This window comes from Serinicoccus chungangensis (genome assembly GCF_006337125.1).
Taxonomy (GTDB): domain Bacteria; phylum Actinomycetota; class Actinomycetes; order Actinomycetales; family Dermatophilaceae; genus Ornithinicoccus; species Ornithinicoccus chungangensis.
The window spans coordinates 1,609,784-1,624,624 of record NZ_CP040887.1; the positions used below are offsets into that span (position 1 = coordinate 1,609,784).

Genomic DNA, 14,841 nt, shown 5'->3' on the forward strand with positions numbered 1-14,841 from the left:
GCCGGGGCGGGGGATGCCGCCCTCCCCGCCGGGTAGGGTGGCGGCGTGTCCGCACCACCTCTCACCGTCGCCATCGACGGGCCCTCCGGGTCCGGCAAGTCCTCCGTGTCCCGGGCGGTCGCCCGGCAGCTCGGCCTGGCCTACCTGGACACCGGCGCGATGTACCGCGCGCTGGCGTGGCACTGCCTGGACCGGGGCCTGGACCTGGACGACGGCGAGGCCGTGGCGCAGGCGGCGCGCGACCTGCCGCTCGACGTGCCGACCGACCCGGACGGGCAGACCGTCACCGTGGCGGGCACCGACGTCACCGGCGCGATCCGCGAGCCGCGGGTCACCGAGCAGGTGTCGGCCGTCGCGACCAACCTCGACGTGCGGGCGGAGCTGCGCCGCCGCCAGCGGGAGGTCATCAACGCCCAGCGCGAGGCGCGCGGCGGCATCGTCGCCGAGGGCCGCGACATCACCACCGTCGTCGCCCCGGACGCCGAGCACCGTGTCCTGCTGACGGCCTCCGAGGAGGCCCGGCTGGCGCGGCGGTCCACCGAGCTGCACGGCGGCGCCGATGAGGAGCAGGTGGCCGCCACCCGCGACCAGATCGTCCGTCGCGACGAGCAGGACTCCACCGTCAGCGCCTTCATGGAAGCCGCGGACGGGGTCGTGACGTTGGACACCTCAGACCTGACCTTCGACGAGGTCGTCGCGGCCGTGCTCGCCCTGGTCCGGGGCGAGGTCGCGCCGCGGACCGAGCCGTCGGCACCGCACACCCCTGACCCCGACGCCTGAGGAGCACCCATGAGCATGAGCACCAGCGACAAGATCGCGGCCTACGCCCACCCCGAGCGGCTGGTCACCACCGCGTGGCTGGCCGAGCACCTGGACGACGAGGGCGTGGTCGTCCTGGAGTCCGACGAGGACGTCCTGCTCTACGACACCGGGCACATCCCCGGCGCCCGCAAGCTGGACTGGCACACCGACCTCAACGACCCCCTCACCCGGGACTACGTGGACGGCGAGCGGTTCGCCCAGGTGATGTCCGAGCGGGGCATCGCGCGCGACACCACGGTCGTCATCTACGGCGACAAGTCCAACTGGTGGGCCGCCTACGCGCTGTGGGTGATGACCCTCTTCGGCCACGAGGACGTGCGGCTGCTCGACGGCGGCCGGGCCACGTGGGTCGACGAGGGCCGCGAGCTCACCACCGACGTGCCCGAGGTCGCCCCCGCCGACTACCCCGTGGTGGACCGTGACGACAGCTCCGTGCGGGCGTTCAAGGCCGACGTGCTCGACCACCTCGGCTCGCCCATGGTCGACGTGCGCTCTCCCGGGGAGTACTCCGGCGAGCTGCTGCACATGCCGGACTACCCCCAGGAGGGTGCCATGCGCGGCGGGCACATCCCGGGTGCCAGGTCCGTGCCCTGGGCCCGCGCGGCCAACGAGGACGGCACCTTCCGCTCCCGCGAGGAGCTCGAGGCCCTCTACCTCGAGGAGCAGGGGCTCTCCACGACCGACGACGTGGTCGCCTACTGCCGGATCGGCGAGCGCTCGAGCCACACCTGGTTCGTCCTCACCCACCTGCTCGGCTTCGAGAAGGTGCGCAACTACGACGGCAGCTGGACCGAGTGGGGCAACTCCGTCGGCGTGCCCGTGGAGCGGTGAGGTATGCCTGAGGACAGCGGGCGGACCGACCTCCCCGAGGCGATGGCCGAGCTCGCCGAGGACTTCCACGCGGTGAGCCAGCCCGAGCGGCTGCAGCTGCTGCTGGAGCTCTCGCGCGAGCTGCCGGCCCTGCCCGAGCGCTTCGACGGGAGCCTGGAGACCATGGAGCGGGTCGACGAGTGCCAGTCACCCCTCTTCCTGGCGGTCGAGGTCGAGGACGACCCGGAGCACACGGTCCGGTTGTTCTTCGACGCCCCGGCCGAGGCGCCCACGACGCGCGGCTTCGCCGGGATCCTCCACGAGAGCCTGGACGGGCTGCCGGCCCGACAGGTCCTGGACGTCCCCGACGACGCCCCCTACCGGTTCGGGCTGGCCGAGGCCGTGTCCCCGCTGCGCATGCGGGGGATGGTCGGCATGCTGGGCCGGATCAAGCGACAGGTGCGGCTGCGTCACGACGCCCGCACCGCCGAGCAGGAGAGCGCATGAGCGAGCCGCACGACGACGGCGACGTCCAGGTCGAGTGGACCGGCGGTGACCCCGACGCGCTGCCCGACCTCGAGCCCACCGAGCAGGACGAGGCGCTGGAGCAGGCGCTGCGGGCCGGGCTCGTCGACTTCGAGCTCTCCGAGGAGGACCGGGCCCTGGTCGAGCGCGGCGAGCTCCCCGACGACGAGGAGACCGCCGCGGGCGGCCGCCCGGTCGTCGCGATCGTCGGCCGCCCCAACGTCGGAAAGTCCAGCCTGGTCAACCGGATCCTCGGACGCCGCGAGGCGGTCGTCGAGGACGTGCCCGGGGTCACCCGGGACCGGGTCGCCTACGACGCGGAGTGGTCCGGTCGGCGGTTCACCGTGGTCGACACCGGCGGCTGGGAGGTCGACGCGCAGGGCATCCACCTGCGGGTCGCCGAGCAGGCCGAGGTCGCGGTGGAGCTGGCCGACGCGGTGATGTTCGTCGTCGACGCCACCGTCGGCGCGACCGACACCGACGAGCAGGTGGTCCGGCTGCTGCGGCGCGCCGGCAAGCCGGTCGTCCTGGTCGCCAACAAGGTGGACGACCAGCGCTTCGAGGCGGACGCCGCCGTGCTGTGGAGCCTGGGCCTCGGGCAGCCGTGGCCGGTGTCGGCCCTGCACGGCCGCGGCTCGGGCGACGTCCTCGACGCGCTGCTCGAGGTGCTGCCGCAGACCTCGTCGGTGGCCGGGCCCCACGAGCGTGGTGGCCCGCGACGGGTCGCCCTCCTCGGGCGCCCCAACGTCGGCAAGAGCTCCCTGCTCAACAAGCTCGCGGGGACCGAGCGGGTCGTCGTGGACGAGGTCGCCGGGACCACCCGCGACCCGGTCGACGAGCTCATCGAGCTCGGCGACGACGGGAGGGTGTGGCGCTTCGTCGACACCGCGGGCATCCGCCGGCGGGTGCACCAGACCAAGGGCGCCGACTTCTACGCCTCGCTGCGCACCCAGGCCGCGCTGGAGAAGGCCGAGGTGGCCGTCGTCCTGGTGGACGTCTCCGAGCCCATCGCCGAGCAGGACATCCGGGTGATCCAGCAGGTCGTGGATGCCGGGCGGGCCCTGGTCGTGGCCTACAACAAGTGGGACGCCCTGGACGAGGAGCGGCGCTACTACCTCGAGCGGGAGATCGAGCGCGAGCTGGTCCAGATCACCTGGGCCCCGCGGGTCAACATCTCCGCGGCCACCGGGCGCAACGTCGCCAAGCTCGTCCCCGCGCTCGACACGGCGCTCGCCTCGTGGGACAGCCGGATCCCGACGGCCCGGCTCAACGCCTTCCTGGGCGAGGTCGTGGCCGGGCAGCCGCACCCGGTGCGCAGCGGCAAGCAGCCGAGGGTGCTCTTCGCGACGCAGGCCGACACCCGCCCGCCCAAGTTCGTCATCTTCGCCTCGGGCTTCATCGAGGCGGGCTACCGGCGCTTCCTGGAGCGCCGGCTGCGGGAGCAGTTCGGGTTCGCCGGCACGCCGATCGAGATCTCCGTGCGGGTCCGGGAGAAGCGCCGCCGCTGACCGACCGGGGGATTGGGTCAGCCGGGCACCGATGGGCTAACCTGATCCTCGCCCAGCCGGGCGGACAACAGAACAACGGGATGTGGCGCAGCTTGGTAGCGCACTTGACTGGGGGTCAAGGGGTCGCAGGTTCAAATCCTGTCATCCCGACGAAAAGCCCTGGTGAGAGGTCCTCTCTCACCAGGGCTTCGTCGTGTCCGGGGGAGGTCGGACGCGGCACAGCCCCGGAGGCCGCTGTTAGTGTCGGCCCACACCGGCCCCCGGGGTCGGACCCCGCCCGGCGCGCCACCTGTGCGCCAGGGTCTCGACACCGCGACGACTCCCGAGAAGGCCACCGTCATGGCAGAGGACCGACGACCGCCCCGCACCACGCGTGCCGCCGACGCCCGCCGGGCCGGACGACGGGCCAGCGCCTCCCTCGGCAAGCTCGACTACCAGCGCCCGAGGTACCCGCACGGCATCCATCCGGCCCTGGTGCCGGGGATCTCGGTGGACGAGCAGCGGCGCCGCTACGGCCTGAGCATGACGGTCTTCGCGCTGGCCGGCGTGCTCACCGTCGCCTTCGTCATCTGGGGCGTGACCGACTCCGAGGGCGTGGCCCGGGTCTCCGCGGCTGCCTTCTCGTGGGCGACGACCAACCTGGGCTGGCTGTTCAACAGCGTGGCGATCATCATCCTGGTCGCGCTGCTCATCATCGCGTTCTCGCCCTACGGCCGGATCCCGCTGGGCAAGGACGGCGAGACGCCGGAGTTCAGCACCTTCGCCTGGGTGGCGATGCTCTTCGCCGCCGGCATCGGGATCGGCGTGCTCTTCTTCGGCCCCTCCGAGCCGCTCACCTACTTCGTCACCCCGCCCCCGCTGACGAACGAGGCGGAGTCGACCGAGGCGCTGCACCGGGCGATGGCGCAGACCTACTTCCACTGGGGGTTCCACGCCTGGGCGATGTACGCGCTCGTGGGCGGGGCGGTGGCCTACGCCGCCTACCGGCGCGGGCGCAGCCTGCTCATGTCCTCGATCTTCCGCAGCCTCTTCGGTGCCCGGCACGCGGAGGGCTTCGCCGGCAAGCTGGTGGACATCTTCGCGATCATCGCGACCCTGTTCGGCACCGCCGCCGCCCTCGGCATCGCCGCGATGCAGATCGGGGCGGGGGTGAGCATCGTGTCCGGCGTCGACGAGCTGACCAACACCGTCCTGGTCGTCATCATCCTGGTGCTCACCGTCGGCTTCATCGTCTCCGCGGTCTCCGGGGTCGCCCGGGGCATCCGCTACCTGTCCAGCATCAACATCGTGCTCACGGTCGGCATCGTCGGCCTCGTGCTCTTCCTCGGGCCGACGCTGTTCCTCATGAACCTGCTGCCCTCGGCGATGATGGAGTACCTCGGGTCGATGTTCGACATGATGGGCCGCTCGCTGTCGTGGGGTGAGGAGACCCAGACCTACCAGTCCGCCTGGACCGTGTACTACTGGGCGTGGTGGATCTCCTGGTCGCCCTTCGTCGGGATCTTCATCGCCCGCATCTCGCGCGGGCGGACGATCCGCCAGTTCCTGCTGGGGACCATCCTCATCCCCTCGTCCCTGCTCTTCGTCGCCTACGGGATCATGGGCGGCACCTCGATCTGGATGTACCGCGAGGGGCTGCCGGGCATGAGCGCCGACCTGGCGCCCGCCGAGGTGTTCTTCGCCGTCCTCGACAACCTTCCCTACGTCGGGTGGCTGCCCTACGTCGTCATCGTGGTGCTGTCCATCTTCTTCATCACCTCGGCCGACTCGGCCTCGGTGGTCATGGGCATGCTCGCCAGCAACGGGGACCAGAACCCGCGCCGGTGGGTGGTGGTGTTCTGGGGGCTGGTGATGTCCGGGATCGCGGTCGTCATGCTCTCGCTCGGGGACGCGACCGCGCTGGAGGGCCTGCAGCAGCTGGTCATCGTCACCGCGGTGCCGTTCGCCCTGGTGATGCTGCTCATCATCGTGGCCTGGTTCCGGGACCTGCGCACCGACCCGCTCACGCTGCGCCACCTGTATGCCGAGAACGCCGTGCGCAACGCCGTCGTCGAGGGCATCGACCAGTACGGCGACGACTTCGCCCTCGAGGTCGTGCACGCCCGCCCCGGCGGTGGTGCCGGGGCGGAGGTCGACTCCGAGCACGAGAACTACACGGAGTGGTACCGCCGCACCGACGAGAACGGCGACCCGGTCGACTACGACTACGAGACCGGGCAGTGGGGCGACGGGTGGACCGACGGGTCCGCGGCCGAGGACGCCGACGAGCCGGAGGAGTCCCCGGACGCGGACGTCGCACCCCGGGACGACACCGCCAACCGGAACCCGGTGTGACCCAGCGAGCTGTCCGCGGTCGCGCCGGTGCGGGCGGACGTGCGGTAGCGGCGGCAGTAGGACGCGTGGCACAGGTAGGACCCGCCGCGCAGGGCCGCCTCGTCGCGGCCGGGCGCGAACGTGCCGGAGGTCCACTCCCAGACGTTCCCGGTCATGTGGTGCAGGCCGTAGCCGTTGGCCGGGTAGGCGTCGACGGGCATGGTGCCGACGGGGCTGCTGGGGCGGTCCGGGAAGGTGCCCCGGAAGGTGTTCATCCGCGGCACTCCTCCGGGCTCGCGGACCGCACCCCAGGGGTAGGGCTGCTGGTCGAGGCCACCACGCGCCGCGAACTCCCACTCCGCCTCGGTGGGCAGGCGGGCGCCCACCCACCGGGCGTAGGCGCGGGCGTCGTCCAGCGAGACCTGGGTGACCGGGTGGTCCGGACGGTCCTCGGCGCTCGACCCGGGTCCCTCCGGCGCCAGCCAGGTCGCCCCGGCCACCTGCCGCCACCACGGGGCGGACCGCACCGCGGGTGCGGCCTCCCGGTGCTCCGGGGCGAGCAGCCCGACGAAGACGAAGGAGCTGCCGTGCCGCTCGGCGTCGGTGCGGTGCCCGGTCTCCTGCACGAAGGCCGCGAAGCCGGCCACGGTCACGGTGGTGGGGGAGAGGGCGAACGGCTCGACACGCACCTCGCGGACCGGCCGCTCCCCGTCCTCGGGGTAGGCCAGGGCGTCCTCGCTGCCCATCCGGAACGACCCTCCGGCGAGCCCGACGAGGGTGAGCCGCGTCGGCGCCTGCCGGGCCAGCCGGGCGAGGGCGGCCGCGTCGGGGGCCGACGACGTCACCGACCGGGCGCCGGGCATACCGTCACCGGGGCGGGCCGGACCGCAGCAGGCACCCACCGCACCACCTCCCAGGACGCACGACCGACGGGAACGACGAACCGATGACCGCACCGAACATCGTAGTCATCCAGGCCGACCAGCTGGCGCCGCAGGCGCTCGGCGCTTACGGCGACGAGGCGGCGCTGACGCCGCACATGGACGCGCTGGCCGAGCAGGGTGCGGTCTTCGACCGCGCCTACTGCACGACCCCCCTCTGCGCGCCGTCCCGGGCGTCGATGATGACCGGGCTGATGCCCTCCGAGCTGGGCTGCTACGACAACGGCGACGACTTCGCGGCCTCGGTGCCGACCTTCGCCCACCTGCTGCGCTCGGCGGGCTACCACACCGCCCTCGTCGGGCGGATGCACTTCATCGGGCCGGACCAGCACCACGGCTTCGAGCAGCGGCTGACCACGGACGTCTACCCGGCGGACCTGGACATGGTGCCGGACTGGGGCCGCCCGCTGGACCAGCGGCTGCAGTGGTACCACGCCGCCGACCCGGTCTTCACGGCCGGCGCCGCGACGGCGACCGTGCAGCAGGACTTCGACGACGAGGTGCTCTTCCGCAGCCTGCGGCACCTCGACGACCGGGCCCGGGCCGACCAGGCGGCGCAGCGGGAGGGGAACCCGGCGCAGCCCTTCCTCATGGTCACCTCGTTCATCCACCCGCACGACCCCTACGAGCCGCCGCGGGAGCACTGGGAGCGCTTCGCGGACGTGCCGGTCCCCGCACCGGTCCACCCCCAGGTGCCGGACGTCGGGCAGGACCCGCACTCGCACCGGCTGCGGACCATGAGCGGCTTCGACCGGCAGGACCCCGGCCCGGAGTCGGTCGCGCGGGCCAGACGCGCCTACTACGCGGCCGTGAGCTACGTCGACGACATGGTCGGGGCCCTCCTCGCCCGGCTGGACGTCCTCGGGCTCGCGGACCGCACCGTGGTCGTGCTCACCAGCGACCACGGGGACATGCTGGGCGAGCGGGGCCTGTGGTACAAGATGTCGCCCTACGAGCGGTCGAGCCGGGTGCCGCTCGTCCTGAGCGGGCCGCCCGACCTCGTGCGGCCGGGGCGCTACGCCAACCCGGTGAGCCTGCTCGACGTCCTGCCGACGCTGGTCGAGCTCGCGGGTGCGGACCCCACCCCGGTCGGCGGCGCCCGGGCGGGTGTCTCGCTGCTGGAGAGCGCGCGGCGGGAGGTGGCCGGCGCCTCGCCGCAGGACCGGGACGTCGTCATCGAGTACCTCGCGGAGGGGACCCACCACCCGCAGGTGACCCTCGTCCGCGGCCCGCTCAAGCTGGTGCTCTGCCCGGGGGACCCGGACCAGCTCTACGACCTCGCGGCCGACCCGCACGAGCTGCGCAACGTCGTGCTGGAGGACGGGTACGCCGAGGACGCGGCCGCGATGCGGGCCGAGCTCGAGGACCGCTACGACCTCGCCGAGGTGGAGGCGGAGGTCCTGGCCAGCCAGCGGCGGCGCAGCCTCGTGGCCCACGCCCTGTCCCAGGGACGGGCCCGGCCCTGGGACCTGGTCGTGCAGGAGGAGGAACGCTACGTGCGCGGCGACTTCTGGGCGGCGTTCCGCTACGCCAAGCTGGCCGACGGCGGGGAGTGAGAGGGCGGCCGCAGGCCGCACATCGTTGCCGATTCGTTGCCGTCCTGCCCGGCGCGGAGGTAGCCAGGGCGTGACCTTCTCGCTATGGTCGCGTTGTCGACAACTAGACAATCAGCATACTGCGCTGTCCCGTGCGCGACCCCAAGGAGACGACCGTGGACGACCTCGCACGCCGGTTGGGCCTGAAGACCAACCCTCAAATCTTCTTCACCTCGGCCGGGTTGATGGTCCTCATCCTGGCCCTGCTGCTCATCTTCCCCGCCAGCATCGGTGACGGCTTCGCCGCAGCCCGCACGTGGGTGACGACCAACCTCGGCTGGTTCTTCATCTTCGGCGTCACCGTGTGGCTCATCTTCCTCATCTGGATCGCCAGCAGCAAGTACGGCGACCTGAAGCTCGGCAAGGGCGACGAGGTCCCGGCCTACACCCGGGTCTCCTGGTTCACCATGCTCTTCGCCGGCGGCATCGGCACCATCCTCATGTTCTGGGGCGTCGCCGAGCCCATCTCGCACTTCACCACCCCGCCCTTCCCGGACGTGGAGCCCTACAGCGCCCAGGCGGCGGAGGACGCGATGAACGTCGCGCTCTACCACCTGGGTCTGCACACGTGGGCCATCTTCACCCTCCCCGGGCTGGCCTTCGGCTTCTTCATCTACCGCTACGACCTCCCGATGCGCGTGAGCTCGGTGTTCTACCCCTTCCTCAAGGAGCGCATCCACGGCCCGATCGGCAAGACCATCGACGTCTTCGCCGTCCTCGGCACCCTCTTCGGCCTCGCGGTCAGCCTGGGTCTGGGCACCTCGCAGATCAGCGCCGGCCTGTCCGAGCTGACCGGTGTCGGTGACAGCGTGCTCGTCCGGGTCCTCGTCATCACCGTGCTCACCGCCGTGGCGACCACGTCGGTGGCCGTCGGTCTCGACAAGGGCATCAAGCGGCTGTCCAACCTCAACATCGGGATGGCCGTCGGCATGATGCTCTTCGTCCTCTTCACCGGGGGCGCGACCGTCTTCCTGCTCCGCTCGCTCATCGAGAGCGCCGGCAACTACCTGGCCGCCCTGCCCTCGCTGGCCTTCTGGAACGACGCGCTGGCCAACGCCACCCAGGCCGACGGCTGGGGCTGGCAGGCCGGGTGGACCGTCTTCTACTGGGCCTGGACGGTCACCTGGGCACCCTTCATGGGAGTCTTCCTGGCCCGGATCTCCCGGGGCCGCACGGTCCGGGAGTTCGTCGGCGGCGTCCTCGTGGCCCCCACGCTGTTCACCCTCGTGTGGTTCGTCATCTTCGGCTGGTCGGCGATGGAGATCGACGGCATCGGCGGTGACGGCGGGCCGATCTCCGCGGCGGTCGCCGAGAGCGTGCCGCTCGCGATGTTCACCTTCTTCGAGAACTTCCCCCTGACGACGCTGCTGCAGGGCCTGGTCATCGTCGTCGTGGCGCTCTTCTTCGCCACGTCGGCCGACTCCGCGGCCCTGGTCATCGACATGCTGTGCAGCGGCGAGAACGAGGAGGGCCCGGTCGGACAGCGCGTGTTCTGGGCGGTCTGCCTCGGTGCGCTGGCCGCGCTGCTCATCGTCCTCGGCGGTGACGAGGCCCTCCCGGCGCTCCAGGAGGTCATCACCGTCGTCGGGCTCCCGATCTTCATCCTCGTCTTCGCGATGATCCCGGCCCTCTTCGCCGGCCTGCGGGCCGAGAAGAAGCGGGTCGAGCACGGCGACCCGACGGTCACGCCCCAGGAGCAGATCGAGATCGTCGAGCGGGAGGACGAGCGGCAGCGCGAGGAGGCCGCCCGGCAGCGCGAGGAGGCCGCCCGGCAGCGCGAGGAGGCCGAGAACGGCGTCCCCGCCCAGAAGGAGACCTCCTCCTGAGGCCACCGGCGTGACGAGGGCCCGTCACCACCCGAGGGTGGTGACGGGCCCTCGTCCGTCCGGGGGGCCCGGTGGCGTCGCTGTCGGGCCTCGTCGCCGCCGCCCGGTGGCCTCGCCGCGGAAGACCCGGCGGTCCGGCCCTCAGAGCGCCGAGGCGAGCGCCTTCGTCCAGAGGTCGCCGGCCTCGTCCACCTGCTCCTCGGTGACCACCAGGGCGGGGATGAAGCGCACCACCTGGCCCCAGGCGCCGCAGGTGAGCAGCAGCAGGCCGTGCTCGGCGGCGGCCTGCTGGGCGCGCGTCGCCGTGGCGCCGTCGGGCTCGCCGTCCGCGGTGCGGAACTCCGAGCCGAGCATGAGCCCCAGCCCGCGCACGTCGGTGATCTCGGCGTGCTCCCGGGCGGCGGCGGTGAGGCGCCCGCGCAGCTGCTCGCCGCGCGCCGCCGCGTTGCCCACGAGGTCCTCGCGGCGCATGACGTCCAGGGTCGCCAGCGCCGCGGCGCAGGCCACCGCGTTGGCGCCGTAGGTGCCGCCCTGGGAGCCGGGCCAGGCCCGCCCCATGAGCTCCTGCGACGCGGCGATCCCGGACAGCGGGAAGCCCGAGGCGATCCCCTTGGCGGTGATGAGCACGTCGGGCCGGACGCCGAAGTGGTCGTGGCCCCAGAAGCGGCCGGTGCGCCCCCAGCCGGTCTGCACCTCGTCGACGACGAGCAGGATGCCGTGCCGGTCGGCCCGCTCGCGCAGCCCGGCGAGGAACTCGGCCGAGGCGGGGACGTAGCCGCCCTCGCCCAGGACCGGCTCGACGAGGAAGGCCGCGGTGTCCTGCGGCGCGGTCACCGTCTGCAGGAGGTGGTCGAGCTCGCGCAGCGCGAAGTCGGTGGCCTGCTCCTGGCTCCAGCCGTAGTGCGTCGGGTTGGGGAAGGGGGAGACCGCGACGCCCGGCATGAGCGGGGCGAAGCCGGAGCGGAACTTGGTGCCCGAGGTCGTCAGCGAGGCGGCCGCCACGGTGCGCCCGTGGAAGCCCCCGTGGAAGGCGACGATGTTGGGCCGGCCGGTGGCCTGCCGGGCGAGGCGCAGCGCGGCCTCGACCGCCTCCGACCCGCTGTTGGCGAAGAACATCGAGTCCAGGCCCTCGGGGAGGACCTCGGACATGCGCTCGACCAGGTCGAGCAGCGGACGGTGCATGACCGTGGTGTACTGCGCGTGGATGATCTTGGCGACCTGCTCCTGCGCGGCCGCCACCACGTCGGGGTGGGCGTGACCCGTGCTGGTCACGCCGATGCCGGCGGTGAAGTCCAGGTACCGGCGGTCCTGCTCGTCGAAGATCACGGCGCCCTCGCCGCGGTCGGCGATGACGGGAGTGGCTTGCTTGAGCATCGGGCTGAGGTGCGCCACGGTCGACTCTCCTGGGATTGGTAGATTGTTGACAATCTGAACGTACCGCATCACCAGGAGGTCGTCGTGAGCGCCGAAGGACCCGTCGAGCAGACGTCGCAGGACCGGGGGAGCAGCCCGCGGGAGCAGCAGGACCGGGACCCCGCCCTGGACCGCGTCCCGACCGACCTCTTCATCGGCGGTCGGTGGGTGCCGGCCGCCTCGGGGGAGCGCTTCGACGTGCAGGACCCGGCGACCGGCCGCGTGCTCGCGAGCGTCGCCGACGCCGGACCCGAGGACGGTATGCGCGCGCTCGAGGCCGCCGCGCAGGCGCAGGCCGAGCTGGCCGCGAGCTCGCCCCGGCAGCGCGCCGACTGGCTGAACGCGGCATACCAGGCGGTGATGGACCGCGCCGACGAGCTGGCCCTGGTCATGACCCTGGAGATGGGCAAGCCGCTGGCCGAGGCCAAGGGCGAGGTGACCTACGCCGCGGAGTTCCTGCGCCACTTCGCGGGCGAGGCGCTGCGCATCGAGGGGGGCTACCAGAGGTCGCCGGCGGGCGACGGGCGCTTCCTGCTCCTGCGTCAGCCGGTCGGGCCCTCGCTGCTCATCACCCCGTGGAACTTCCCCATGGCGATGGGCACCCGCAAGATCGCCCCCGCCATCGCCGCGGGGTGCACCAGCGTCATCAAGCCGGCCCACCAGACCCCGCTGTCGATGCTGGCCCTCGTCGACGTCCTGGCCGAGGTGGGGGTGCCCGCCGGTGCCGTCAACGCGGTCACCACCACCCACGCCGGTGCGGTCATGGAGCCGATGATCCGCTCCGGGCTGGCCCGCAAGCTGTCCTTCACCGGCTCCACGAAGGTCGGCAAGGTCCTGCTCGAGCAGGCGGCCGAGCGGGTCATGCGCACCTCGATGGAGCTGGGCGGCAACGCCCCCTTCATCGTCTTCGAGGACGCCGACCTCGACGACGCCGTCGCGGGCGCGATGGCGGCCAAGATGCGCAACATGGGCGAGGCGTGCACCGCCGCCAACCGGATCTACGTGCAGGAGTCGGTCGCGGAGGCCTTCGGGCAGCGGCTCGCCGAGGCGATGTCCCGGCGCCGGATGGGCCCCGGCACCGAGGAGGGCGTCACGGTCGGTCCGCTCATCGACGAGGCCGCCCTGGACAAGGTGCGCGAGCTGGTGCAGGACGCGGTCGAGCGCGGTGCGCAGGTGCTCACCGGGGGCGAGGCCCCCGGCGGGGACGGCTGGTTCTACCCGCCCACCGTGCTGACCGGGGTGTCCCCGGAGGCCCGGATGGGCAGCGAGGAGATCTTCGGCCCGGTCGCGCCGCTCACCCCGTTCACGACCGAGGCCGAGGTCGTGGGCCTGGCCAACGACACCCCGTTCGGGCTGGTGTCCTACGTCTACACGCGCGACCTGGACCGGGCGCTGCGCATGGCCGAGGCGCTGGAGTCCGGCATGGTCGGTCTCAACCAGGGCGTGGTGTCCAACCCCGCGGCGCCCTTCGGCGGCATCAAGGAGTCCGGGCTGGGCCGCGAGGGCGGTGCGGTCGGCATCGAGGAGTTCCTCGAGCTGAAGTACGTCGGGATCGCCGGTCCGCGGTCCGCTCAGGAGGGCTGAGCCCCCGCCACCGGCGGGCCCAGGCTGCCCCGGGGCGAGCCGGTGAGGCGGTGCATGGCGTCGCGCATGTGCCGGACGAGCAGGGCGTCGGTGCGGCGTGCCCCGCCCCGCGTGAACGACCGCGCGAGCTCCCGGTGCTCGCCGACCCGCTCCTCGTCGACCGCGTAGGTCGGCTCCAGCAGGTGGATGCACATCCGCGTCTCGGTGAGCAGCGTGGCGTGGACGCGGGACAGCTGCGGGCTCTGCGCCCGGTCGACCAGCACCTGGTGGAAGCGGATGTCGGCCGTGCTGACCTCGCGCACGTCGCCGGTGGCCGCGGCGGCGGCCATGTCCTCCACGACGGCGAGCAGGGCCCGGCCGGCGTCCTCCGGGTCGGTCTCGTGGATCCGGTCACCCGCGGCCCGCTCGACCGCGGCGCGGGCGAGGTAGAGGTCGCGCACCCGGTCGTCGGTCATCTCGACGACGAACAGGCCGCGGTTGCGGTGGGCGACGAGCAGCCCCTCCTGGGAGAGCCGCTGCAGGCCCTCGCGCAGGGGGCCCCGGCTCACGCCGAGGCGCGCGGCGTACTCCACCTCGCCGAGCTGGCTGCCGGGCGCGATCTCGCCGGTGGCGATGGCCTCGCGGATCCGCGCCGCGACGATGCTCGGGGTCGACTCCCGCGGCACCGGCCGCAGGGCCGGGGCGGCGAGCTCGGTCCAGGGGTCGGTCATCGGTGGGCTCCCTCCGTGGTCCCGGGGTGGTGGGCGGCCGCGAAGAGCCGGCCCAGCCCCGGCACCGCCGGCACCTCGCCCAGCAGCGCCAGGCCGTCGTGCAGGCTCACCTGGTTGGCCGTGAGCACGACGGTGCCGAGGTCGGCCTCCAGGTCCTCCAGCCAGGGCAGGGTGTGCAGGGCGGTGTCCGGGACGAGCACGGCCTGCGCGCCGGTGCGGTCGACCCCGCCGGCGAGGGCGAGCACCTGCTCGCGGCCCAGGGTGCCGACCTCCGCGGCCGTGAGGATGTCGTGGCTGCCCAGGGCGGTCACCTCGATGCCGGCCCGGCCGAGGAAGGTGACGAAGGCCGAGGCGACGTCGTGCGGGTAGGACGCCGCCACCGCCACCCTCGTCAGGCCCAGCCGGTGCGCCGCCCGGACGAACGCCAGCGAGGTCGACGTGGTCGGCAGCCCGGTGCGGGCGGCCAGCCCGGCCACCTGCTCGTGCGCCCCCTCCCAGCCGAAGACGAAGCTGCCCGAGGTGCACGCCCACACGAGCGCGTCGCAGGGGGTGCTGCGGGTCAGCCGGTCGGCACCCTCGGCCAGCCGCGCCGCGCCACCCAGGTCGAGCAGGGCGTCGACCCGGTGGGCGTCCTCGCCGACGCTGGTGTGCGCGACCGGCAGGCGCACGGCATACCCCGCCTCGCGGAGCACCCCCTCCACCCACGGGTAGTCGTCCTCGGCGCTGTGGCCGGGGTAGAGGATCCCGATCGTGCTCACGCTCACCCCTGTCGACGGCGGCCGTCGTCCTCGGCC

At 72.9% G+C, this 14,841-nt stretch carries 11 protein-coding genes, 1 tRNA gene and 1 pseudogene; 9 read left to right on the plus strand and 4 right to left on the minus strand.

Annotated elements, in window-relative coordinates; translation table 11 throughout:
- Positions 1-45: 45 nt before the first annotated feature.
- The 6 genes from cmk to FHD63_RS07230 all read left to right on the plus strand — a co-directional run bounded on the left by cmk (position 46) and on the right by FHD63_RS07230 (position 5,999).
- Complete coding sequence (gene cmk / locus FHD63_RS07205) at positions 46-780, plus strand: (d)CMP kinase (protein ID WP_139721326.1); 735 nt, start codon at positions 46-48, stop codon at positions 778-780.
- Positions 781-795: 15 nt separating this feature from the next.
- Positions 796-1,653, plus strand: coding sequence for a sulfurtransferase (locus tag FHD63_RS07210; protein ID WP_139723039.1), 858 nt, complete (start codon positions 796-798; stop codon positions 1,651-1,653).
- Between the two features lie 3 nt (positions 1,654-1,656).
- Positions 1,657-2,139 (plus strand): SufE family protein, encoded by a 483-nt coding sequence (locus FHD63_RS07215; protein WP_139721327.1) that lies wholly within the window; start codon positions 1,657-1,659, stop codon positions 2,137-2,139.
- Complete coding sequence (der, locus tag FHD63_RS07220; RefSeq protein ID WP_139721329.1) at positions 2,136-3,665, plus strand: ribosome biogenesis GTPase Der; 1,530 nt, start codon at positions 2,136-2,138, stop codon at positions 3,663-3,665. Before FHD63_RS07215 ends, der begins: the two co-directional genes overlap by 4 nt.
- Before the next feature lie 76 nt (positions 3,666-3,741).
- Positions 3,742-3,815, plus strand: a tRNA-Pro gene (locus FHD63_RS07225).
- 189 nt (positions 3,816-4,004) lie between these two features.
- On the plus strand, positions 4,005-5,999 hold the full coding sequence (locus FHD63_RS07230) for a BCCT family transporter (protein ID WP_139721331.1): 1,995 nt from the start codon (positions 4,005-4,007) through the stop codon (positions 5,997-5,999).
- A gap of 38 nt (positions 6,000-6,037) precedes the next feature.
- Here FHD63_RS07230 and FHD63_RS07235 read toward each other — a convergent pair.
- Positions 6,038-6,841 (minus strand): annotated as a pseudogene (locus FHD63_RS07235) (SUMF1/EgtB/PvdO family nonheme iron enzyme); the annotation flags it as partial.
- A gap of 83 nt (positions 6,842-6,924) precedes the next feature.
- Between FHD63_RS07235 and betC the strand changes: the two are divergent.
- The gene (betC, locus tag FHD63_RS07240; protein WP_139721333.1) at positions 6,925-8,475 is read left to right on the plus strand and encodes a choline-sulfatase; all 1,551 of its coding nucleotides are present in this window, start codon (positions 6,925-6,927) and stop codon (positions 8,473-8,475) included.
- Positions 8,476-8,630: 155 nt separating this feature from the next.
- On the plus strand, positions 8,631-10,340 hold the full coding sequence (locus tag FHD63_RS07245; RefSeq protein WP_170215592.1) for a BCCT family transporter: 1,710 nt from the start codon (positions 8,631-8,633) through the stop codon (positions 10,338-10,340).
- Between the two features lie 141 nt (positions 10,341-10,481).
- Here the strand turns inward: FHD63_RS07245 and FHD63_RS07250 are convergent, their stop codons facing one another.
- Complete coding sequence (locus FHD63_RS07250; RefSeq protein WP_139721337.1) at positions 10,482-11,732, minus strand: aspartate aminotransferase family protein; 1,251 nt, start codon at positions 11,730-11,732, stop codon at positions 10,482-10,484.
- 66 nt (positions 11,733-11,798) lie between these two features.
- Here FHD63_RS07250 and FHD63_RS07255 point away from each other — a divergent pair, with 66 nt between their 5' ends.
- A complete protein-coding gene (locus FHD63_RS07255; RefSeq protein WP_174964910.1) occupies positions 11,799-13,337 on the plus strand; it encodes an NAD-dependent succinate-semialdehyde dehydrogenase in 1,539 nt (512 codons plus the stop codon).
- Here the strand turns inward: FHD63_RS07255 and FHD63_RS07260 are convergent.
- Positions 13,325-14,047, minus strand: a complete 723-nt coding sequence (locus FHD63_RS07260; RefSeq protein WP_139721339.1) for a GntR family transcriptional regulator — start codon at positions 14,045-14,047, stop codon at positions 13,325-13,327. The two genes, FHD63_RS07255 and FHD63_RS07260, sit on opposite strands and share 13 nt — an antisense overlap.
- Entirely contained in the window at positions 14,044-14,811 is a 768-nt protein-coding gene (locus FHD63_RS07265) for an aspartate racemase/maleate isomerase family protein (protein WP_139721341.1), read from the minus strand. The genes FHD63_RS07260 and FHD63_RS07265 overlap by 4 nt, the downstream gene beginning before the upstream one ends.
- Positions 14,812-14,841: the final 30 nt, after the last annotated feature.

Excerpts from the sequence above, each read along its gene's own strand:
- FHD63_RS07230 (WP_139721331.1), top strand. The coding sequence starts at position 4,005 with ATGGCAGAGGACCGACGACCGCCCCGCACCACGCGTGCCGCCGACGCC.
- betC (WP_139721333.1), top strand. The coding sequence starts at position 6,925 with ATGACCGCACCGAACATCGTAGTCATCCAGGCCGACCAGCTGGCGCCG.
- der (WP_139721329.1), top strand. The coding sequence starts at position 2,136 with ATGAGCGAGCCGCACGACGACGGCGACGTCCAGGTCGAGTGGACCGGC.
- FHD63_RS07215 (WP_139721327.1), top strand. The coding sequence starts at position 1,657 with ATGCCTGAGGACAGCGGGCGGACCGACCTCCCCGAGGCGATGGCCGAG.
- FHD63_RS07210 (WP_139723039.1), top strand. The coding sequence starts at position 796 with ATGAGCACCAGCGACAAGATCGCGGCCTACGCCCACCCCGAGCGGCTG.
- FHD63_RS07260 (WP_139721339.1), bottom strand. The coding sequence starts at position 14,047 with ATGACCGACCCCTGGACCGAGCTCGCCGCCCCGGCCCTGCGGCCGGTG.